The 21333-nt window shown below is 72.0% G+C and carries 22 protein-coding genes; 3 read left to right on the forward strand and 19 right to left on the reverse strand.

Annotated elements, in window-relative coordinates; all coding sequences use genetic code 11:
- Positions 1 to 85: 85 nt before the first annotated feature.
- The 16 genes from ACZ6S0_RS33615 to ACZ6S0_RS33690 all read right to left on the reverse strand — a co-directional run bounded on the left by ACZ6S0_RS33615 (position 86) and on the right by ACZ6S0_RS33690 (position 15737).
- A complete protein-coding gene (locus ACZ6S0_RS33615) occupies positions 86 to 1156 on the reverse strand; it encodes a Gfo/Idh/MocA family protein (protein WP_465923335.1) in 1071 nt (356 codons plus the stop codon).
- Complete coding sequence (locus ACZ6S0_RS33620) at positions 1149 to 2312, reverse strand: Gfo/Idh/MocA family protein (RefSeq protein WP_465923336.1); 1164 nt, start codon at positions 2310 to 2312, stop codon at positions 1149 to 1151. The genes ACZ6S0_RS33615 and ACZ6S0_RS33620 overlap by 8 nt, the downstream gene beginning before the upstream one ends.
- Before the next feature lie 61 nt (positions 2313 to 2373).
- On the reverse strand, positions 2374 to 3240 hold the full coding sequence (locus ACZ6S0_RS33625) for a carbohydrate ABC transporter permease (RefSeq protein ID WP_344872795.1): 867 nt from the start codon (positions 3238 to 3240) through the stop codon (positions 2374 to 2376).
- On the reverse strand, positions 3237 to 4187 hold the full coding sequence (locus tag ACZ6S0_RS33630; RefSeq protein WP_465923337.1) for a carbohydrate ABC transporter permease: 951 nt from the start codon (positions 4185 to 4187) through the stop codon (positions 3237 to 3239). The genes ACZ6S0_RS33625 and ACZ6S0_RS33630 overlap by 4 nt, the downstream gene beginning before the upstream one ends.
- A 5-nt stretch (positions 4188 to 4192) precedes the next feature.
- Positions 4193 to 5470: an extracellular solute-binding protein gene (locus tag ACZ6S0_RS33635; RefSeq protein ID WP_465923338.1), complete on the reverse strand. Its 1278-nt coding sequence runs from the start codon at positions 5468 to 5470 to the stop codon at positions 4193 to 4195.
- A gap of 159 nt (positions 5471 to 5629) precedes the next feature.
- Entirely contained in the window at positions 5630 to 7195 is a 1566-nt protein-coding gene (locus tag ACZ6S0_RS33640) for a xylulokinase (RefSeq protein WP_465923339.1), read from the reverse strand.
- Positions 7192 to 8313: a zinc-dependent alcohol dehydrogenase gene (locus ACZ6S0_RS33645; RefSeq protein ID WP_465923340.1), complete on the reverse strand. Its 1122-nt coding sequence runs from the start codon at positions 8311 to 8313 to the stop codon at positions 7192 to 7194. The genes ACZ6S0_RS33640 and ACZ6S0_RS33645 overlap by 4 nt, the downstream gene beginning before the upstream one ends.
- Positions 8314 to 8407: 94 nt before the next feature.
- Positions 8408 to 9148 carry a class I fructose-bisphosphate aldolase gene (locus ACZ6S0_RS33650; RefSeq protein WP_465923341.1) on the reverse strand — a complete coding sequence of 247 codons (741 nt, stop codon included), beginning with the start codon at positions 9146 to 9148 and terminating at the stop codon, positions 8408 to 8410.
- Between the two features lie 62 nt (positions 9149 to 9210).
- Positions 9211 to 10233 carry a zinc-binding dehydrogenase gene (locus ACZ6S0_RS33655; protein WP_465923342.1) on the reverse strand — a complete coding sequence of 341 codons (1023 nt, stop codon included), beginning with the start codon at positions 10231 to 10233 and terminating at the stop codon, positions 9211 to 9213.
- The gene (locus tag ACZ6S0_RS33660; protein WP_465923343.1) at positions 10230 to 11189 is read right to left on the reverse strand and encodes an amidohydrolase family protein; all 960 of its coding nucleotides are present in this window, start codon (positions 11187 to 11189) and stop codon (positions 10230 to 10232) included. The genes ACZ6S0_RS33655 and ACZ6S0_RS33660 overlap by 4 nt, the downstream gene beginning before the upstream one ends.
- Positions 11186 to 12145 carry an acetylxylan esterase gene (locus ACZ6S0_RS33665; protein WP_465923344.1) on the reverse strand — a complete coding sequence of 320 codons (960 nt, stop codon included), beginning with the start codon at positions 12143 to 12145 and terminating at the stop codon, positions 11186 to 11188. The genes ACZ6S0_RS33660 and ACZ6S0_RS33665 overlap by 4 nt, the downstream gene beginning before the upstream one ends.
- 1 nt (position 12146) lies before the next feature.
- Complete coding sequence (locus ACZ6S0_RS33670) at positions 12147 to 12800, reverse strand: type 1 glutamine amidotransferase domain-containing protein (protein ID WP_465923345.1); 654 nt, start codon at positions 12798 to 12800, stop codon at positions 12147 to 12149.
- Positions 12797 to 13852 carry a phosphotriesterase family protein gene (locus tag ACZ6S0_RS33675; protein WP_465923346.1) on the reverse strand — a complete coding sequence of 352 codons (1056 nt, stop codon included), beginning with the start codon at positions 13850 to 13852 and terminating at the stop codon, positions 12797 to 12799. The genes ACZ6S0_RS33670 and ACZ6S0_RS33675 overlap by 4 nt, the downstream gene beginning before the upstream one ends.
- A 31-nt stretch (positions 13853 to 13883) precedes the next feature.
- The gene (locus ACZ6S0_RS33680) at positions 13884 to 14318 is read right to left on the reverse strand and encodes a DJ-1/PfpI family protein (protein ID WP_465923347.1); all 435 of its coding nucleotides are present in this window, start codon (positions 14316 to 14318) and stop codon (positions 13884 to 13886) included.
- A 67-nt stretch (positions 14319 to 14385) separates the two neighbouring features.
- Entirely contained in the window at positions 14386 to 14838 is a 453-nt protein-coding gene (locus tag ACZ6S0_RS33685; RefSeq protein WP_465923348.1) for a GlcG/HbpS family heme-binding protein, read from the reverse strand.
- A 152-nt stretch (positions 14839 to 14990) separates the two neighbouring features.
- Positions 14991 to 15737, reverse strand: coding sequence for an SDR family NAD(P)-dependent oxidoreductase (locus ACZ6S0_RS33690; protein ID WP_465923349.1), 747 nt, complete (start codon positions 15735 to 15737; stop codon positions 14991 to 14993).
- A 147-nt stretch (positions 15738 to 15884) separates the two neighbouring features.
- Between ACZ6S0_RS33690 and ACZ6S0_RS33695 the strand changes: the two genes are divergently transcribed.
- On the forward strand, positions 15885 to 17006 hold the full coding sequence (locus tag ACZ6S0_RS33695) for a C45 family autoproteolytic acyltransferase/hydolase (protein ID WP_465923350.1): 1122 nt from the start codon (positions 15885 to 15887) through the stop codon (positions 17004 to 17006).
- Between the two features lie 106 nt (positions 17007 to 17112).
- Here ACZ6S0_RS33695 and ACZ6S0_RS33700 read toward each other — a convergent pair whose 3' ends face one another.
- Positions 17113 to 17826, reverse strand: a complete 714-nt coding sequence (locus ACZ6S0_RS33700; protein ID WP_465923351.1) for a FadR/GntR family transcriptional regulator — start codon at positions 17824 to 17826, stop codon at positions 17113 to 17115.
- A 96-nt stretch (positions 17827 to 17922) separates the two neighbouring features.
- Between ACZ6S0_RS33700 and ACZ6S0_RS33705 the strand changes: the two genes are divergently transcribed.
- Positions 17923 to 18549, forward strand: a complete 627-nt coding sequence (locus ACZ6S0_RS33705; RefSeq protein ID WP_465923352.1) for a TetR/AcrR family transcriptional regulator — start codon at positions 17923 to 17925, stop codon at positions 18547 to 18549.
- 9 nt (positions 18550 to 18558) lie between these two features.
- Here ACZ6S0_RS33705 and ACZ6S0_RS33710 read toward each other — a convergent pair whose 3' ends face one another.
- Positions 18559 to 19362, reverse strand: a complete 804-nt coding sequence (locus ACZ6S0_RS33710; protein WP_465923353.1) for an endonuclease/exonuclease/phosphatase family protein — start codon at positions 19360 to 19362, stop codon at positions 18559 to 18561.
- Positions 19363 to 19513: 151 nt separating this feature from the next.
- Between ACZ6S0_RS33710 and ACZ6S0_RS33715 the strand changes: the two genes are divergently transcribed.
- The gene (locus ACZ6S0_RS33715; RefSeq protein WP_465923354.1) at positions 19514 to 20776 is read left to right on the forward strand and encodes an SUKH-4 family immunity protein; all 1263 of its coding nucleotides are present in this window, start codon (positions 19514 to 19516) and stop codon (positions 20774 to 20776) included.
- A 45-nt stretch (positions 20777 to 20821) separates the two neighbouring features.
- On the opposite strand, the gene ACZ6S0_RS33720 is transcribed toward ACZ6S0_RS33715, so the two are convergent.
- Positions 20822 to 21319: a DUF1801 domain-containing protein gene (locus ACZ6S0_RS33720; RefSeq protein ID WP_465923355.1), complete on the reverse strand. Its 498-nt coding sequence runs from the start codon at positions 21317 to 21319 to the stop codon at positions 20822 to 20824.
- Positions 21320 to 21333 lie beyond the last annotated feature (14 nt).

Consider the following 21333-nt stretch of genomic DNA (forward strand, 5'->3'; position numbering starts at 1 on the left):
GCCACGAGTGCCACGTGGGCCGTGGTCCTCGTGGTCCTCGTGGTCCTCGTGGTCCTCGTGGTCCTCGTGGCGGCAGGGCCGGGGTTCAGGGGCCGACGAGCTGGGCCGTTCCCTGGTCGACCGAGGCGTAGTAGGCCGCGATCACCGACTGGACGTGCAGCGCCGACTCCACCGACACCGCCCGCTTCATCGGTTCGCCGCTGCGCAGGTGCTCGACGAAGTAGCGGGCCTCCTCGCCGTACCCGGACCTGGGCAGGACCGATCGCCGGAAGCCGTGCAGGCCGGGCGGGGCGGGCATCGGGTCCCAGCCGTCGAGCCGGTCCGCCGTGGTGACGATCTCCCACCGGTCGTAGAAGCACGACACCGTGCCCTGGCCGCCGTGGAAGGCGTACCGGAGGGGCAGTGGCCCGATCTGGCCCCACCGGGTGTCGAGGCTGCCCAGCGCCCCGGACTCGAACTCCACGATGGCGGCGGTGTTGTCCTCGATCCCCGCGGGCAGGCCGGGATCGATGCGTCCGCCGAACCCGCTGATCCGGCGGACGGGGCCGACGTAGTCCGCGAACGCCGTCAGCAGGTAGCCCGCCTGGTCCACGAACGACCCGCCCCCACCGAGCTTCGGGTCGGTCAGCCAGGCGCGGAAGTCCGCGGACACGCCGAGCGCGGTGAAGCCCGCGTGCCCGGCCAGCCCCCGGGCGAACCGGACGTCCCCGATCAGCCCGCCGCGTACCAGGTCGCGCACCTCGTCGTACAGCGGGTCGAAGACGGTGTGGAAGGCGCACATCACCGTCCCGCCGTGCTCGGCCAGCGCCGCGGCCACGGCCGCCGCCTGCTCGGCGGTCGCCGCCAGGGGCTTGTCCTGGTAGACCGCGACACCACGGGCGAGGGCGGCCGGGACGGCGACGGCCTTGGCCGCGTTGTCGCAGCAGACGAGCACGGCGTCCAGCGTTCCCAGGTCGAGCAGCTCAGTGGCCGACTCGTGGCAGGTCACGCCGCCCAGTTCGGTGGCCGCCCGCGCGCGCAGGGCGGGCGACGGGTCCGCCGCCGCCACCACCTCGACGCCCTCCTGGTCGCGCAGGGCGGCCAGCATGTCCCAGACGTGGTCGCCGCTCAGGCCGATCACCCCGAACTTGAGCACCGGCGCGGGCAGGTCAGCCATGGACCAGGGCCTCCTCCTTGACGCCCGGGTCGAAGCGGATCGGCTCGAACGTGGTGGTCAGCTCGATCGCCTCCCCGGTCTCGCCCGCCTGCTCGGCCTTCAGCATGATCTCCAGCGCGTGCCTGGCCTGGTCGAGCGGCAGCTCGTTCTGCCGGTCACCGCGCACCACGTCCACCAGGTGCTCCACGATCAGGGCCCGCTTCAGGTCGTCAACGTGCTGCTGCGCGAACCTCAGGTCGCCGAGGGCGACGTCCCACCAGCCGCGCACGGAACGTTCCTGGTCCACCCGGTACACCTCAAGCTGCTGCCCGGTCGTCTCGTTCAGGTTGCGCCACATGTTCATGACGCCCTCCCGGCCGAAGACCTCCATGCGCGGGGACTTGGCCGCCCACACGTTGTACGTCCCGTCCACCACGCCGAACAGCGAGTCACCGAAGTCCATCAGCACCAGGTTGTTGTCATTGGCGGTCACCGGGATCTCCAGCCCCCGGTACGGCCCCGCCGGCACGGTCCTGATCGCGTCGGTGATGCCGAAGAACCCGAACACCCGCTTGACCGGCCGGTTCAGGATGCCGATCATCTCGTGCATGCTGTAGACGCCGATGTCGAACATCGGCCCCGAGCCCTTCTCGTAGAACCAGCTCGGGTCGCTCGGCCACGCGATACTGCCCGGCCCTGGGCCCGACGAGCGGTGCCGGACGAAGCACAGCCGCCCGATGGTGCCCGCCGCCAGCAGCCGCCGGGCCTCGCGGCGGGTGGGGTAGAGCATGTTCGGCGGCGCGCAGACGACCGACAGCCCTCTGGCCGTGGCCTCCCGCTCCAGGGCGTCCACCTCGTCGAGGGTGACGCCGACCGGCTTCTCGGTGGTGAGGTGCTTGCCCGCCTGGAGGATCTTCAGCGAGGTCTCGCCGTGCACGGGGATGGGGGTGAGGTTGACGACCGCGTCGAAGTCGCCGAAGTCGAGCATGTCCTCCAGGGAGGTGAACGACTTCGGGATGCCGAAGCGCCGCGCCGCCGCGGCCGCCTTCTCCTCCACCGGGTCGGCGATCGCCGTGACCACGGCCTTGTCGGGGATGTGGTGCAGGTTGGGCAGCACACCGTTGGGCTGGATGGCGATGTTGCCGGCGCCGAGCACGGCGACCTTCATCGGTTCCATGGGGATTCCTTTCTGTGGGATTCCGGTCTGTGGGACACCGGGGTCTGTGGGACACCGGCGGTCATCCCTTCACCGCGCCCACCGCCATCCCGGCCACCAGGTAGCGGCGGATGGCGACGAAGAAGATCATCACCGGTACGGCGAAGATCGTGCTGGCGGTCATGATCCCGCCCCAGTCGGTGCCGTACTGGTTGGTGAACTGCTGGAGCGCGCCTGGGAGGGTCTTCATCTCCTCCTGCTGCAGGAACGTCATCGCGATCAGCAGTTCGTTCCATGACGTGATGAAGGCGAAGATCGCGCTGACGCCGATGCCGGGCAGCGCGAGGGGGAAGATGATGTGGATCAGCACCCGGTTGCGGTCGGCGCCGTCCACCATCGCGGCCTCGTCGAGGGCCACCGGGATGCCGGCCAGGAAGCCGCGTACGAGCCAGACCGCGAGCGCCACGGACAGCGCCATGTGCGCGATGATCACGCCCGCGTACGTGTTCAGCAGCCCCACCGTACGGTAGAGCGTGAACAGCGGGATGATCACCACGATCGCCGGCAGCATCTGGATGGCCAGCAGCGCCACCGCGATGATCCGCCGCCCCGGCACGTCGAACCGCGACAGCGCGTACGCCGCCAGCGTCCCGAACAGGATCGCCAGCCCGGTCGCCCCGAGCGCGATGACCAGCGAGTTGACCAGTTGCCTGCCGATCTCCCCGGACAGCAGCAGCTCGAACCGCTCCAGCGTCGGGTTGAAGGTCCACAACTGCGGCGTGACCGTGAAGATCTCCCGGTCCGGCTTGACGGACGTGAGGAGCATCCAGAAGAACGGGAAGACGCTGACCACGCCGATGACCACGGCGCAGAGCCCCAGGGCCGTGCGCCCGGCCCGGCGCAGCACCCTGCGCCTGCGGACACCGGCAGGGAGGGCGGAGGCGCTCATCGCAGCTCCTCTCGTTGGGCGCGGACGTAGACGTAGGTGATCAGCGCCAGGACGACGAAGCTGAGCAGGGCGAGCGCGGAGCCCATCCCGCCGTCCAGGAAGGCGAACGCCTCCAGGTACGTCAGCAGCGAGATGATCTCGGTCGAGTGGTTCGGCCCGCCGGGCGGGACCGTCATCACGAAGATGTGGTCGAACGCCTGGAACGCCTGGATGGTGGCCAGGATGAGCAGCACCATCACCACCGGCCGCATGATCGGCAGCTTGATGCGGACGAGCGTCTGGAAGGCGTTGGCGCCGTCCAGCCGCGCGGCCTCGACCAGGTCGCCCGGCACCGACCTCAGCGCCGCCAGCAGGGCGATCGCCAGGAACGGCACCTTGGCCCAGATGATCGCGACGGACACCACGACCAGGGCGCTCGGCCCCGTGCTGAACCAACTGAACCCCTCGAACTGGTCCATGCCCAGCGCGACCAGGACCCAGTTGACGAGGCCGTACTGGCTGTCGAACGCCCACTTCCACAGGATGGCCGCCGACACCCTGGGCATCGCCCAGGGCAGCACCACCAGGACGGTCAGGAGCCGCATCCCCGGCAGCCCCGAGTTGAGCACGAGCGCCGTCAGGAAGGCGATGAGCATCGCGCCGCCCACGGTCACGGCCGTGAGCACCAGCGTGCGGACGAACGCGGCCTGCGTGGCGGGCGTGGTGAACATCTCGACGTAGTTGCCGAGGCCCACCCATTCGCCGGTCATCAGGCCCTGGCCCTCGTGCAGGGAGAGCCAGACCGTCTGCACCAGCGGGTAGCCGATGACCGCGATGACGCTGATCGCGGTCGGGGCCATGAGCAGCCAGGGCAGCAGCTTCATCCGCCGGTTGGCGGAGGACGTACGTCGTGCGCGGGAGCCTGCGGCCGTGAACCGGGCGGCGAGTCTCTGGGGGTGGTCGGCCACCTGCATCACCCGCCGAAGGCGGCGTTCATCTCGGTGTTGAGGTCCGACATGGTGGTGTTGACGTCGGACTTGCCGCCGATCAGCGCCTGCATGGCGTTGATGATCGAGCCCTTGCCCTCGATGCGGCCCCAGCCGGGGTCGGTGGGGATGTAGCGGGTGTGCTGGGCCTGCTCGACGAACGGCCGGAAGAGGTCGTCGGCGAACGAGCCGGTCTCCGCCTCGGCCTTCATGCCGTCGAGCGCGGCGGGCAGCATGCCGATGCCGGAGGTGTACTGGGTGACGTTCTGGGGCTCCACCATGTAGTGCAGCAGCGCGGTGGCCTCCGTCTTGGCCGGGCACTGGTTGAAGACGACCAGGTTGCTGCCGCCGGCGAAGGTGTCGTTGTTCCCGCCGGGGCCCGACGGGATGAGCGCGACGCCGAGCTGGTCCTTCAGCTCGGGCTTCTCGGCGACGAGTTGCTTGATCTGCCAGGGGCCGAACAGCCCCATCGCGACCTTGCCGAGACCGAGGCTCTTGACCGCGTCGGGGCCGAGCCAGCCGGCCGACTCGGCGGGGGCGACCTTGTCGTCGCGCACCATGCTCGCGTAGAAGTCGAAGGCGGCCTTGGCCTGCGGCGTGTTCATGGTCGCCGTCCACTTGCCGTCCTGCTGGGCAGCGATCTCGCCGCCCCAGTTCCAGACCATCGGCAGGTAGTACCAGATCTCACCGCCGACGATGCCGAAGCCGGCGATGCCCTCCGCCTTGTTGTCGGCGGCCAGCTTGGCGGCCGCGGCCTTGGTCTCGTCCCAGGTCTTGGGGACGTCGAGGCCGCTCTTCTCCAGCAGGTCCTTGCGGTAGACGAGCGCCCTGTTGGCGACGTTGTAGGGGTATCCGTAGATCTTGCCGTCGTTCGTGACGCTGTCCACCATCGAGCCGACGAACTTCTGCTTGGCCTGCTCGGGCGTGAGGTCCACCGGCGCCAGCGCCCCCATCTGGGCGAACTCGGGCGTCCAGGTGTTGCCGAGGGTGGCCACACAGGGCGGCGCCCCTCCGGCGATCGCGGTCACGAACTGCTGGTGGGTGTCGGCCCCGCCGATGAAGCGCAGGCTGACCTTCACCCCTGGATTGGCCTTCTCGAATCCCGAGATCAGCCCTTTCACCGTTTCCTGGAGCTTCGGTCCCGGATCGTTGAACCAGACGCTCAGCTCCTTCTGCTCGGCGGCACCCGTCCCCCCGCCGCCGCACGCGGTCATCGCTACCGCGGCAGCCACGATCACCGCCGTCAGGCTGTGTGTCTTCCCCATCTCGAATCCTTCTTTGTGCGTTGAATGGGCGTCGTCTCGAGTTGGATCGCCTGCCGGCATCGGTGTGCCCTCCTGTCTGACGGGCGACGGGTGCGCATTGCCCCCTAGGGTGCCTGGCTACCCGACTGTCAGACAGGTTCCCATCTTGTCCATATTGCGTTAACCGCGCAAGAGATCTGCCGAATCGTTAGCCGAGCGCCCTGCAGAGAGCAGAGGGAGCCCTGAGACGAGCGCTGACGTGAATTCGGCGTAGCGCTCGGCGTAGTGGCCGGCGGCTGCCGGGCGGGGCTCCACGGTCAGCGCGGGCGCGGGCGCGGATCGATCCACCTCCTTCCCCAGGGCTCGCCAGGCCAGCACGCCCAGGCCCGTGCTCGCCGCGTCCGGCTCCCCGGCCACCGTGACCGGCCTGCCCAGCACGTCGGCCAGCACCTGGACCCAGCGCGGGTCGCGGGCGCCGCCGCCGCACACCGTGAGGTCGCCGGTGAGGTGCGGCGCGAGGCACAGGCGCAGTCCCATGGCGACGCCCTCCACCACGGCCCTGGCGGCGTCTTCGCGGCTCACGTCCGGGCCCAGGCCGCGCAGCTCGCCGCGGCCCAGGCCGCGTTCCCGTGGCCCGGCGGCGAGGGCGAAGCCGGGGACGAAGCGGGCGCCACCCGTACCGGGGCGCCCTCGCCCGGCCGCGTCGAGCAACGCCCGGACCGCCGCGGCCTCGCCCCACGTCGTGGGCTCGCCGCGCGCCCCGGACGCGCTGTGTGTGGTGGTTTCGCCGGGTGGTGGTCCGGGTGGTGGTCCGAAGAGCATGCGTCCGGCCCAGCCGAGCAGCGCGCCGCTGCCGACGGCGACGGCCGCGCAGCGCGGCGGCGCCACCTCGCGCAGCGCCGCTTCGTCGGGGAAGCCGCCGTACGCGGCCGAGGTGCCCAGGTAGAGGCAGCCGCGCCCGGGGAGCACCGCGCCGGTCCCCAGGCAGGTGGCCGCCCAGTCGCCGGTGCCGACGGCGACGGGGATCCCGGCGGGCAGGCCGGTCAGCCGGGCGGCCCGCGCGCTCACCGTACCCGCGACTTCGGCGGGCCCCAGCACGGGCGGCGGCTCACCCCCCAGGGTCCGCAGCAGCGCGACCGCGCTGGGCTCCGGCTCCCCTGTGCCCGCGACCAGCAGGCCGCACCCGGCCCCGTCGTATCGGTCGGTTGCGACCACGCCGCCGTCGCGATGGGCGGTCCTCCGGGGAGCGCGCCGCGCGGCGTCCTGACCGATGGCCGGGACGGCGTCGGTCAGCTTGGCTCGCAGGTAGTCCTTGACGGTGACGGCCGTGGCCAGGTCCGGGTCCCGTCCGGCCGCCCACGCGGCGAACCTGGCCAGGGCGGCGCGTCCACCGGCCGAGCCGACGCCAGCGAAGGCGGCCTCGTCCACCCCGGGTCGCCGGTCGCCGGGCAGCGGGACGGCCACGTCGTCGTACGGCCCGGCCCGCCCGAACGGGACCAGGGTGTGCATGAAGCCGCAGATCGCGACCGACCGTACGGCGGCCGGCGGAACCTCGCCGCCCAGCTCGCCGATCAACCCGGCGACCGCCGCCCACCAGTCGCCCGGCCGGGCCTCCACCCGCCCGTCGCCGTCCCTGGACACGGCCGTCGGCCGGGAGACGCGGGCGACGACGCGGCCGGTGGGGTCCACGGCGGCCACCTTGGTCGAGGTGGTGCCCTGGTCGATGGCGAGCACCAGCGGGGTCACGGCCCGGCTCCGGGCTTGATGAGGATCTTCACGGCTCCGGCGGCCCGGTCGAGGTGCGTGGCGAAGGCGTCGCCGATGTCGTCCAGCGCGAACCGGTGGGTGATCAGCCCGGCCGCCCTGACCTCGCCCCGCGCGAGCAGGTCGAGCGCCCGCCGGAAGTCCGGCACGCCGTCCACGCACCGGCCGTAGCTGTTGGACCAGCGCACCGAGACCTCGCGCTGGTAGGCGACGTGCGGGTCGAATCGGGGTGCGGTGGCGTACACGCCCACGACCACCACCTCGCCGCCCGGGGCCACGAGGTCGAGCGCCTCGGCGAGCGAGTTGCCGGGGTTGCCCGCGGCGTCGTACACGGTGGCGAACCCGCCGGACGGCAGGGCGCCGGAGAGGGTGTCGATCGTCTCGTCGGCGGCGCCGTGCTCGGTCGCGAGGCGGAGCGAGCCGGGGCGGTGGCCGAGCATCGTGACCGGGTGGCCGAGCGCGCGGGCCACCTGCCCGAGGGTCAGCCCGATGGCGCCGCTGCCGATGACCAGCACCGGTGCTCCTGGCGGCGGCGGGCTGAGGTGCAGGGCATGCACGGCGCAGGCGTAGCAGTCCAGGATCGCGGCCTCCTCCAGGCCCACGCCGTCCGGCAGGGGGTGGACGTGGGCGGCCGGGGCGAGGTCGTACTCGGCGAAGCCGCGGCTGTGGGTGCGCACGCCGCCGATCAGGCCACGGTCCCCGCACAGGTACGTGCGCCCGGCCCGGCACCGCTCGCACGTCCCGCAACTCGCCAGGTGGATCGGCTCCACGGCGACCCGGGCGCCGGCCGCGAGCCCGGTGACGCCCGCTCCGAGGGCGGCGACGGTCCCGCTCAGCTCGTGCCCGTCGCCGTCCGGGCGATCCGGGCCGGCCTGCCACGGCCCGAGGCCGCGGTAGGAGAGGACGTCGCTGCCGCAGACCCCGGCCGAGTCCACCCGGACCAGCACGTCGCCGGGTCCGGGCGACGGCACGGGCAGCCGCTCGACCCGGATGTCCCGGCCACCGCGAAAGACCGCCGCCCGCATCACGCTTCCGTCCTCCGCTCCGGAGGCCGCAGGCGTCACGGCCCTGGCCTCCGCTCCGGAAGCCGCCCGCGTCACGGCCCCGTCCTCCGCTCCGGATGCCCCCGCGTCACGGCTCCGGCCCTGGGCTCCGGGGCCGGTGGGGGCGGTGTGGTCGGGGAGTCGGGGCGCATCAGAGGGGGACGTTCAGCAGCTTCGCCGCCACGTCCACCGACGAGCCGCCGTGCACGATCTCGACGAGGGCGGCGACCATCCGGTCCGGGCGCTCCGCCTCCACGATGTTGCGGCCGTACACGACGCCCCTGGCCCCGGCCTCGATGGCGTCGGCCGCCATCCGCAGGGCGTCGCGCGGCGTCTTGCGCGGCCCGCCCAGGGCGAGCAGCGGCGCCGGGCAGGCGGCGACGACCGTGCTGAACTGCTCGACGTCCCCGACGAACTGCGCCTTGACGAAGTCGGCGCCGGCCTCGGCGGACAGGCGGGCGGCGTTGGCGACGTTCTCGACCGTGTGCGCCCGCAGCTCCTTGAACCCGACCGGGATGGGCTCGGCCATCAGCGGCATCCCCCACCGGTCGGCGGTCGCGGCCAGCTCGCGCAGCTCCCCCAGCTTGGTCACCTCGGGGTTGCCGGGGAACACCTTCAGCTCGACCCCGTCGGCGCCGAACCGTACGGCCTGCTCGACGCCGTACCCGGCGGAGGGGATCTCGCTGTCCAGGGCGATGATCAAGCCCCGGCCGCCCAGTTCCCCCGCCGTGGCGCGGGCGAAGCCGATGGTGGCCAGGATGGCGTCGATCCCGCCGTCGACCACCGCGCGCACGGCGGCGTGCGCGTCGGCCAGGCCCGGCGGCACCCCCTTGATCCCGGCGTCCATGGCCGCGATGACCGCCCGGCCGTCGGGACCGAAGAGGTGGTGCATGCGGCGCCGGGGCCAGGCCGGCAGGGTTTCGGGGAAACAATAGGGCCCACTGGGCTTACTGGTCACTGCTCACTCGCTTCGCTAGGGGTGATGACGGATTTGAGGCCCTTCTGCGACATGGTCATCTCGAAGGCTTCCTTGACGGCCGACAGCGGGAACCGGTGGCTGATCAGCGGCCCGGTGTCGACCAGCCCGAAGCGCAGCATCCGCAGCGCGGTGCTGAAGTCGCCGGGGTTGAAGTCGTGACTGCCGTTGATCGTCACCTGGTCGTAGTGCGGCACGTCGGGGTTCAGCCGCACCGACCCCTTCGGGTGGGTGCCGGCGAACAGGTTGACCACCGCGTTCCTGCCCGCGACGCCCAGCGCCGACTCGATCGCCGCCGGGGCGCCGACGGTGACGATCACGGCGTCGGGGCCGTAGCCGTCGGTGAGGTCGCGTACCTCGTCGAGGCCGTCGTCGCCGACCTGGACGACGTCGTGCGCGCCCAGCCCCTCGGCCACCGCCAGCCGTTCTGGGAGCCGGTCGGCGACGATCACCCGGGCGCCGCGCCTGAGCGCGACCTGGGTGTGCAGCAGCCCGATCGGGCCCGAGCCGAGCACCAGCACGTCGGCGGCCGGTTCGACGGGGATGGCGCGGTGGGCGTTCAGCACGCAGGCCAGCGGCTCGCAGAAGCTGGCCGCCTCGAACGACACCTCGTCGGGCACGATCCGCAGTTGGGTGACGGGCATCTTGGTGAACTGGGCGAACCCGGCGATCGGATGTTTGACCACGGATTCGCAGAAGTTGGCGGCGTTGCGGCGGCACTGGCGGCACACGCCGCACACGCCGCGCCAGTCCAGGACGACCCGGGCGCCGGCCACCCACGGCGACCCGACCCCCGGCCCCGTCTCCGCGATCGTGCCGGCGACCTCGTGGCCGGGGGTCCAGGGCGCCTTCGACGCCGCGGCGCCGGTGAAGCTGCGGATGTCGCTGGGGCAGACGCCCGAGCCGCGTACCTCGACCACGACCTCGCCCGGCCCCGCGACCGGTCTCGGGACCTCTTCCACGCGCAGGTCGCCGACGCCGTACAACAATGCTGCCTTCACTGCTTTCCTTCCAGTAGTGCGCGGCCGTTGCCGCCCAGCGCGGCCAGCCCGGTACCCGGGCCCAGCCCGGCCAGCAGCTCGATCTCGGCCCGCACGGTCGCCTCGTCCACGAAGGGGAAGTCGGAGCCGAAGACCACGCGGGTCTCGTCCACGACCGACAGCAGCGCGCCCAGCCCGGAGGCGGAGGCCGACAGCGCGCAGTCGTAGCGGAACTCCCGCAGCGTGCCCTCGATCCCGCGCTCGCCGACGCGGGCCAGCTCGGGCAGCGGTTCGGCGATGGCCAGCCGGTGGGCGACGAACGGGACGACGCCGCCGCAGTGGGAGAAGACCCAGCGGATCCCGGGATGGCGGTCCGCCACCCCGGCCAGCACGAGGCTGGTCAGGGTGCGGCTGGTGTCGAAGACGTACTCCAGCAGCGAGGGTCGCAGGTCGATCGCGCCCTCGGCCCACCACGGGGGCAGCGTGGGGTGCACGTGGACGAGCGCGCCGAGCCCGTCCAGCTCGGCCAGGAGCGGGTCGAACCGGGGGTCGCCCAGGTAGTGCCCGCCGTAGTTGGACAGCAGGCTGACCCCGGCGAAACCGGGCCGGGCGGCCAGCCGCCGCACCTCGGCGACCGCGTCCGCCGCGGACGGCAGCGGCACGGCCATGAACGCGCGGAACCGCCCGCCCGAGCCGGCCACGACGGCGGCCAGCTCGTCGTTCGTGTCGCGGCAGAGGGCGGTGGCGAAGCCCTGGTCGCCGAAGTAGAAGCCGGGAGAGGCGACGGAGAGCACGGCCGCGCCGATGCCGAGGCGGTCCATCATGGCCAGGGACGCCTCGGCCGACCAGCCGGGGAAGTCGATGCCGGGCTGCGCGCGGACCCCGATCTCGCTCAGCCGCCGCCGGTAGCCCGGCAGGATCGCGTGGTGGTGCAGGTCGACGGGACCGTCGATGACATGGTCGAGGTCGCCGCTCACGTCAGGGTCCTGACGGCGCGGATCGTGCGGAGCTGGTCGTACGGCCCGCCGGCCTCGTGGCCGTTGAACTCCCAGACCGTCATGTCCTTGGGCCCGCCGTAGTCGTTGTAGGCGGCGAACACCGTCGACGGCGGGCACACCAGGTCGCGCAGCGCCACCGAGAAGCTCGCCCGGCAGCGGGCCCGCCGGGCGAAGAAGACCCCGTCGAAGTAGGCGAGCGTGCCGAACGCCTCCGCCACCTTCGTCCGGTGGACGGCCATCCAGCGGGTCAGCTCGCCGTACGGGCTCTCCGCGGTCATCCGCAGCGCGCGCCGGAACGCGCACAGGAACGGCACGTGCGGCACGGCCAGCGCGATGTCGTCCCGCAGCCCGGCCACGACCAGCGACAGCCCGCCTCCCTGGCTGCGCCCCGTCACGGTGAGGCGGCCCCGGTCGACGTCCGCCAGCCCTTTGACCACGTCGGCGAACCGGTACGCGTCCACGTACAGCCGCCGGTAGTAGTAGTCGTCGCGGGAGAGGACGTCACGGCTGAGGTGGCCGGGGATGGCGGGCGCGCTGCCGGCCGGGTCGGGGGTGTCGCCGGTCCGCCAGGTGCTGCCCTGGCCGCGTGTGTCGAGGATGAAGTGGGCGAACCCGGCCGAGGCGTACGCGAGCGACTCCAGCGGGAGCCCCCGGCCGCCGCCGTACCCGAGATACTCGACCACGGCGGGCAGCGGGCCGGAGCGCCCGCGCGGCAGCAGCGCCCAGCCCTTGACGCGGGCGCCGCCGTACCCGGTGAACTCGAGGTCGAGGACGTCCACCGTCTCCAGCTCCGCGTCGTACGGCCGGACGGTCACCGCCAGCGGGCGCTCGTCCTCGCGGGCGAGGGTGGCCCGCCAGAAGTCGTCGAAGTCCGCGGGCTCCGCGCCGTCGTAGCGGTAGCGCTCCAGTTGTTCGAGGGGGAGGTCGACCTGCACGTCAGCCCAGCTCCGCGTACGCCCGGTAGTTCGCCGACCCCGGCCCTGCCGACCTGCTGCGGAGCACCGCCGGCCGGTCGTAGGCGGCCGGGCTGGGGCGCAGGGCGGGCAGCGGCGGGCGGTCCGCCGGCTCGGCCTCGGCCAGCAGCCTGAGCACCTCGCGCATGAACTCGGGCAGGTCGTTGGGGAGCTGACCGGTGACGAGCCTGCCGTCCACCACGACGGGGGCGTCGACCCATTCGGCGCCCGCGTGCCGTACGTCGTCCTTGATCGTCGCCACCGAGGTGGCCCGGCGGCCCTCCAGCAACTCCGCGGTGGCCAGCAGCCAGCCCGCGTGACAGATCGCCGCGAGCGGCTTGTCCACGGCGGCGACCTTCTGGACGAACTCCACCATCGCCGGGTTGCGGCGCAGGTACTCCGGCGAGAACCCGCCGGGCACGACGACCGCGTCGAAGTGGTCGGGGGTCACCTCGGACACCGCGACGTTGGCGACCGCGGGGTAGCCGAGCTTGCTGGCGTACACCTCGTCGGCGGACGGGCCCACGATCACGGCGGTGGCGCCGGCCTCACGCAGCCGCAACACCGGATACCACAGTTCGAGCTCCTGGTACTGGTTCTCGACCAGGACGGCGACACGCGCCTCGGAGATGTTCACTGGTTTCCCTCTGCAACGTCGATGGCGAAGATCCGGCGCGGGTTGTAGATCATCATCTGGTCGAGCTGCTCGTCGGTGACGCCCTTGCTCTTCAGGCGCGGCACCCAGCTCGTGAACATGTAGCCCAGGTCCACCTTCTCGTTGAGCAGTTGCGGGTCCTGTTCGGTGACGCCCGCGCGCGGGTTCATGAACCAGCGGTCGAACGACATCACGACGCGCTCGCCGTACCCCTCGTCGAGCAGCGTGACCAGGGCCTCGGCCATCGCCTCGTCGAGCTCCTCGGCGCTGTCCACCCGCCAGGGGATGCCGATGTGGTCGAGCTGGACGTTGGCGCCGAGCTTGAGGATCTCCCGCATGGACTCGAGCTGGGGCGGCACGAACGCGTGCCCGATGATCACCTTGGCCGGGTCCATGCCCTCCTCCAGCAGGATCTCGAGCTGCTCCCTGCCGGGGTTGGTGACCTCGAAGTCCATCGGGTCGATGTGGGTGTTGATGGCGCAGCCGACGCGCGTGGCGGCCCGCCCCGCGGCCCTGATGACCCGGTCCTCCACCTCGTGGATGTGGCGGCCGTTCGGGCCGAGCGGGCTCGGCATCGGGGTGACGCTCTCCTGCCCGGTCGCGATCTTGATCGCCCCGGCCAGGTACGGCGTCTGCGCCCAGGCGAACACCATGCCCGCAGTCAGGTCCTTGACGAAGAAGTCGGTCAGCTCCTCGATCGTCTGCCGCCGCCAGTAGTAGGGCACGCCCATGCGCTCGGGGAAGAATCCGGTGATCGCGATGACGTTCATGCCGGTCTTCTTGGCCACGTCCACCATGAACTGGGGGTGCCGCCCGACCTCCGGCGGCGTCATGTCCACGATCGTGCCGTAGCCGAAGTCGTCCTTGCCGCGCCGGACCTGCCCGGCCACGAAGTCGACGGCCGCGTCGTAGTCGAGCACCGCACGGTGGTCCAGCTCCGCGCCCGGGTATCCGTAGAGCAGATGCTCGTGCGACAGCATCAGACCGGAGTTCTCGGCCGGGACGTCGCCCAGCACCGTACGCAACACCTTCATGGGGGGCTCTCCTTCTCACTCGATGGCGGGCTCAGCCTTCTGAGAGGTCACGGGACAGCCGGGCGACCAGGTCCGGCAGGTCGTCGGCGGAGTCGAAGGCGACCCACCGGTCGTGGCCGTCGGCGCCGAGCGAGCGCCGTACGGCCGCCGCCGAGTTGCCGACCGAGTAGACGCGGGCGCTGCCCTCGGCCGCGGCGCGGATCAGGTCCGTCTGGGCCGCCGAGTACTCCGGCTCGCCCGTCACCGTCCCGGCCACCACGAGGGCGTCGAGCGCGGCGGGGTCGGCCTGGCCGTCGGGGAGCAGTGGGTAGCCCAGGTTGCTGTCCACGCCGCCGGGGTCGGAGCTGACGATGACGACCGTGGCTCCTTCCTCGCGGGCGCGCAGCACCGGATACCACAGCTCCAGCTCCTGGTAGCCGGCCGCGGCGAGCACGGCGACCGTACGGCCTCGCAGTTGCAGTGACATCGTCTGGCTCTCCCTAGGGGGCAAGGTGGCTCCAACCTGTCTGCTTGCCTGACAGGTTAGGAAGACGTCAGCCGGACGCAAGGGACGCCGGCAAATCGACCATGGCGAGACCGGCCGCGAGACCGGCCGCGAGACCGTCCTCGGCGCAGGCCAGATCGACCGCCGGGGCGGAGCCGCTCACGCCGAGCGCCCCGATCAGCCGGCCGCCCGCCACGACGGGCAGACCGCCGGGGAGCACCAGCACCCGTCCGCCCGCCGCGCCCGCCATCCCCCAGTCGGGCCCGCCCGGCGCGGTGGCCTCGGCCCAGGCATGGGAGGGCGCTGCGAACGCCGCCGCCGTGAACGCCTTGTCCGCGGCCAGGCGGGCGGCGACGGCGTTGGCGCCGTCCATCCGCGCCGTGGCGATCGGGGCTCCGGCGGGGTCGCACACCGTGACGGCGAGCGCCACGCCCCGAGCGGCGGCGGCCCCCTCCACACCCGCGATGATCGCGCGGGCCCCGGCAAGCGTTATGGCCTCCATTGAATGACTAAATCCCATCTATTCCCCTATGTCCATCTTGTTGTTCCTGCGATTCACGGGGCCATCGGCGGGGCCCTGTTCACGAGTCGTTCACGAGGCGCTTTCACGTGGCGCTTCGGGAGGCGCTTCGGGAGGCGCTTCGGGAGGCGCTTTCATGAGGCGAGCAGGCCGCCGTCGACGACGAACGACTGGCCCGTGACGTACCCGGCCTCCTCCGACACCAGGAAGGCCATCAGCCCCGAGACGTCGTCCGGCCGGCCGAGCGCGCCGAGCGGGATCCTGGAGGCCAGCGCGGCCTCGGCCGCCTCGCGCTCCCCGCCGACGCGCCGCCAGTAGGGGTCGTTGAACGGGGTGTCGATCCAGCCGGGGCACACGCAGTTCACGCAGACACCGGCCGGGCCGAGCGCCACCGCGAGCGAGCGGACGAGGGCGACCAGGCCGCCCTTGGACGCGGCGTACGCGAAGGAGCCGCCGCCGCCCCTGAAGGCCGCCGTCGATCCCGTGAGCACGACCCGCCCCCGCCCGGACGCGGTCAGGTGCGGGGCCGCGGCCTGGGTGATCAGGAACGGCGCGCGCAGGTTGAGCGCCATCACCCGGTCCCAGTCGGCCGCGGGGAAGTCGGCCAGCTCGTGCTCCACCAGCAGCGCGGCGCAGACCACGACGGCGTCCAGCCGGCCGGTCAGGCGCACCGCGTCCGCCACCGCCTGGGCCGGCCCCTCGGGGGTGGCCAGATCGCAGTACGCCGCTGAGCCCCGGCCGGGCCCCTCGCCGCGCGCCGCGTCCTTCGCCCCGTCGAGGTCGATGTCGGCGATGTGCACGTCATATCCGGAGCCCAGCAGCCGCCGAGCGGTGGCCCGCCCGATCCCGGTCGCGCCACCGGCGATCAACACAGTCGCCACAAGCCTTACCTCCGACCTGTCCGGTATGAAACCCTTGCAGCCAGGTTGTCTGACTGCCGGACATTATGCTTAGATTCTCCTCGGCTTTGCAAGCATCTCACCTGTCAGGCAACCTGACTGGTTTGGCGTCTAAGGAAAGGCTCGTCGATGTCGGTGCCCGCGCTTGTGCCGTCCTTTCCCCGATACCGGATCACCGGAACACCGGCCGAGCGCGGCCTCATGTACGGGCGGCTGGCACGCAGGGAGATCCGCGAGGCGATCACGGGTTACGCGGACGTCTTCCAGCACTACCAGAACTGGGACTGGGCCCGGGTGCGACGGCAGGCCGCGCGGTTCCGGCCGCACATCGAGGACTTCTCCCCCGCGTCGATGCGGGAGATCACCGGCATCGCGGAGGGCGCGGGGGTCGAGACCGACGACGTCCTCGCGCTCAACACGCGCAGCGAGATCATGTTCGCCGCGGGCGCGGAGGCCGAGCGGATGCCGATGGAGTGCACGTCGTTCGCGCTGACGGCCCAGGCGAGCGCGGACCGCACGGTGCTGGCCGGGCAGAACTGGGACTGGATCCTGCAGGCCCGCGAGACCGCCGTGCTGGTCGAGGTGACCCGCGAGGACGGGCCCGACTTCATCACGCTGATGGAGGCCGGGATGCTGGCCAAGATCGGGCTGAACGAGAGCGGCGTCGGCCTCTGCACCAACACGCTCATCAGCAGCCACCTCGAAGGGGGGCCCGGCGTGCCGTACCACATCCTGCTGCGCTCGGTGCTCGACAGCGAGGACGGCGCGAGCGCCGCGAACGGGATCAGAGCCGCCAGCCGCTCGAATTCCGCCAACTATCTCATCGTCGATGAATCAGGCTTCTGCCAGGATTTGGAGACCGCGCCGAAGGCCGGCGCCGTGCAGGCTTTTCTTCCGGACGACGACGGGATAATCACCCACGCGAATCACTTCCTGGCCGATCACCTCACGCCGCAGGATGTCTATCTCGAACGCAAGCGGCACACCCTGGCCCGCAAGGAACTGATCGACCGGGGCCTGCGGGGGCCGGAGAAGCTCACGATCGACCGGCTCAAGACCGTGCTGGGTGATCACACGGGCGAGCCGGACAACGTCTGCCAGCACCCGAACACGAGCCTGCCCCGGGCCGAGCGCACGTGTACGGTGGCCGGGGTCATCCTGGCCCCGGAGAGCCGGACGATGCACGTGGCGGCCGGAAATCCGTGCGTGAGCGAGTGGCACGAGATCCGCCTGAGCGCCGCCACCGCCTGAGCACTGGCTGGGCACCGACTGGGCACCGCCCGAGCACCGGCTGACCGGCCGTGCGGCCCGTTCCGGGCGCCCCTCCGGCCTGGGCTCCTCCCGGGCGCCGCCAGGCTCAGGACCCGGTCTGGCGGCGGGCCTTGGCCTGCTTCGCCGACTCGTCGGCGGGGGTGGCCGCGTGCTCGGCGACCGCTTCCAGATGGGCGTCCATCGCCCGCGCCGCGGCCTCGCCGTCACCGGCCGCGATCGCGTCGAAGATGGCCTGGTGCTCGCGAGCGGCCTGCGCCGTGCGCCCCTCGATGGTGGCCAGCTCCAGCGCCTGCTCCTGGAGCACGTCGCGCAGGTCCGCGATCAGCCGGGGAAAGAGCGGGTTGCCCGTCGCCTCCGCGATGGCGATGTGGAAATCGGCGTCGATCTTGACTCGCCTGCCGCTCTCCTCGGTGACCGCGAACTGCGCGACCAGTTCCTCCAGCCGGGCCAGGTCCTCCTCGCCGCGCCGCTCCGCGGCCAGCCGGGCCGACGGGACCTCCAGCGCCCGGCGGACCTCACCGAGATGAGGCGGCAGGAACCGGCCGATGAGCATGCGGGAGTTGAGCTTGGTGGAGGCGACGAATGTGCCCTTGCCGGCGTACGACTTCGTCAGTCCGAACGCGTTCAGGCTGTTGAGTGCCTCACGAACCACCGATCGGCTCACCGAGAAGGAATTTGCCAGCTCCGCCTCGGAGGGCAGGCGTTCATTGAGTTTGTAGTGGCCTTTCTCGATAAGGTCGATGAGTTGTGCCCTGACGGCCTCCGAAGCGCGGCGCTGTTCAATGGGATGAATGCTCATGCTCGAACCGTACCGGTCAGGTTGTCGGACAGCAACTCGCCCGAAACGACGCCGCACCTCCTACTCTGGACTCTGTAGTCCAACCGGGAGGTGACCGTGCCGGGTGTCCTGACGCCGAAGGGCCGGGCGACGCGGGCCCGCATCGTCGAGGGCGCCGCCGAGGTGCTGCGGGAGAAGGGGGTCGCGTTCGCGACGCTGGACGACGTCCGGGCGCGGACGGGCACCAGCAAGAGCCAGCTCTTCCACTACTTCCCCGACGGGAAGGACCAACTGCTGCTGGCCGTCGCACGATACGAGGCGGACCGGGTGCTGGACGACCAGCAGCCGTACCTGGGGTGCCTGGACTCGTGGGAGGGCTGGTACCGGTGGCGGGACGTGGTGGTGCGGCGCTACGAGGAGCAGGGTGACCATTGCCCGCTGGGCTCGCTGTTCCTGCAGATCGGGCGCTCGACGCCGGGGGCGAGGGCCATCGTCGTCGAGCTGATGAGACAGTGGCAGGCGAGCCTGGCGCAGGGGGTCAGGTCGCTGCAGGCGGCAGGGCGGCTGCCGGGCTCGTTCGACGCGGACCAGGCCGCCGCCGCGCTGCTGGCCGGGATCCAGGGCGGGGTGTCGATCATGCTGTCGACCGGGGAGTCCGCTCACCTGCGGGCGGCGCTCGACTGGGGCATCGCCCGGATGCGCGAGGCCGACGCCGTCGCCGATCGAGGTGACCGGCGGGCGTAGCCGCGAGGCTCAGTCCAGGAGGTCGAGCAGCAGGGCGCGGTGGTCCGACACCTCCGGCGCGGCCATGATCTCGAACTGCTTGACGGCCCCGGGGTCGGAGACGAGCAGGTAGCTCGCGTGCCGTACGGGCTTGAGGTAGCGGGAGGTCCTGGTGTCGGCGTCCTGGACCAGGTCGACCAGTCCGAGCCCGGCGAGGATCTCGAACGTCTCGCTGCCTGGCAGCAGGTTGAGGTCGCCGCACACCACGGTCAGGTCGCCGTTCTCGCGCAGGCCGGTGACGAGCGCGGCGAGCCGTTCGGCCTGTGCGCGGCGGGCCGGGGTGTCGCCCTTCCCCTGCGCGTCGCGCAGGCCGTGGAGGTTGACGACGGTGACGAACCGCTGCGCGCGGCGGTCGAAGACGCGTACGCCCAGCGCGGCCCTGGGGCGGCCGTCGTTCGGCCATTGGTCCTGATACTCGACGTAGCCGCCGTGCACGAACGCCGATCGCAGTCCGGCGACCGGAAGCGTCTCGGCGACGAAGGTGGCGACCCCGAAGTCCTGCCGCCGCGGCTGATGGTCGTGGTCGTGGACCGGCCCGGAGTCGCTCGCGGTGAAGAGTACCTGGTGGTGGGGAAGGCGTGAGCGGACGTCGGCCAGGAGGTTCGCCCGCTGCGGCAGCGATCGCTCCGCGTCGTCGAACCGGGTCCAGCCGTCGGCGCCCGGGGTGTGGGTGACCTCCTGCAGGCACAGGACGTCGGCGTCGCAGTCGTCGAGCCAGCGGGCGAGTTCGCCGAACATCGCGCCGCCCCAGGCGTTGAGGGAGATGATGCGCACGGTCACGAACTTAGAGCATGCCCGGACTCCCCGATCGCAGGGGAGCGCGGAAGCGCCATGATCACCGATCTCCCCGATCCCGAGACAGCGGCGGGAGCGGATCACTACCGTCTTTCCGGTCAGACGACCACAACATCCGAAAGGGAGTGTCATGTCCGCCAGCGAGGACGGCGTCGTCACCCTGGACGTCGAGACGGGGAAACAGCTCGGACTGTCCGAGGCCGACCTCGTGCTGCTTACCGAGACCGGGCTGCCCAGGTACGCGGGCCCGTACTTCGGCACGGACATCCCCGACGGGCCGTTAGGGCTGTTCGCCGTCTGCCCGCTCGGCGAGGAGAACCGGGCTCTGATCCTGGGCGGCGCCGGACCCGAGGGCGACCTGCTGTACTTCCTCGACGTGAGCAAGAGGGCCGTCGTGCTCCTGTCGCTCGGAGAGCCGGGCGAGAGCCCTCAGTTCGAGATCGTGAACGCCACGACGGCGGCCTTCGCCGAGTTCGTCCGGCAGGTGGGCGCGTACACCCTCTCGCCGCCGGCCGAGCGGCCCTCGGACGACAAGGCCCGCCTCGCGGAGATCGCCGCGGGGCTCGGGGAACTGGACCCCGAGGCGTTCGCGCACCCGCACTCCTGGTGGGCGATGGTGATCTCGCGCCTCCGGCGGGAGGCCGCCCGGCGCGAGAGGGCGCACTCGCCCGCCGAGTCGCACAGCGACGCCTTCGACCGGGCCCTCGACCGGCTGGACGAGTCGGGCTGGCGGCACGTCACGGGCAAGGAGTTCGCGTCCGCGGGCGGTACGTCCGGGTTGCTGGCCCTGCCGGATGACTTCTCCGACGCGTTCACCGCCGACGGCGCCCTGTGCCGGGACGTCGAGATCCGCTGGAGGGGCGGTCTGCCATCGGGTGTCCAGTCGGCCTTGGCCTGGGAGGGGCTCGTGGCCCGCGTCCCCGAGGACGAGCCGCAGGACGAGGACCCGGACGACTTCGACGCCGCGATAGCTCGGTTCGTGGAGGCCGCGCGCGGCCTGCATGAGCCGGGCGAGGGGACCGTGACCTGCCTGGCCGCCGCGGAGACGTCCGATCTGTGCAGGATCCTGCGGGCGTTCGGACGCCTGGCCGCGCAGGGCTACGTCGCCGAGCCCGCCCTCTGGCCCACCACGTCGGGCTGCTGGGAGCGCGTGGCCGAGCGCATGGAGGACACCGGGTCGCCCAGGGTCGTCTTCTGGAACACCCAGAGCCACGACTCGGCCTTCGACGCCAGGGGCGACCTGGTCGGCAAGCTCCACCTCGGGTGGGCGGGCGACCGTGCGGAGATCGCCGCGGCGCTCGCCGGGACCGGGCTCGATCTGGAGGTGCCCGCCGACGACGCGACGACCTTCGTCCTCAGCCCCACCGGCCTCGGCCCTGACCCTCAGCCCTGACCCTCAGCCCCACCGGCTCTCGGCCCTAGCCCTCAGCCCTGGCCCTCAGCCGCCTCGGACGGGCTCGGCGTCGAGACCGGGCCCGGCGGAGCGGGACTCCTCCTCGCGGCGGCTCTCCCGGTCGACGCCCCTGTGCACCCGCACCGTGCGGTCGACCAGCTCGCGCAGCACGCTCTCGTCGACGTCGCCGAGCCGTTTCAGGTAGAGGCATCCCTTGCCGGTCTTGTGCGGACCGAGCCGGGCGAGGACCGAGGCGTGCCGCTCCTCGTACCCGCCCACCAGGTAGACGACGAGATGCTGCTTGCGCGGCGAGAAACCCGCCAGCGGCCAGTCACCCGTGCGCCCGCTCTCGTAGGTGTAGCGGTAGCTGCCGAAGCCGACGATGCCGGAACCCCACATCACCGCGGGCTCGCCGGTCACCTCGGCCAGGATCGCGCGCAGCCGCTCCGCGTCGTCACGTCGCCGCTGGTCGGGGACCGCGGCCAGGAACTCGTCCACGTCGGCGGCGGTGGGGACCGTGGCCGGCTGCTTCGAGGTCGCCATAGGGTCATGCTCCC

This window comes from Nonomuraea sp. NPDC051298 (genome assembly GCF_055586305.1).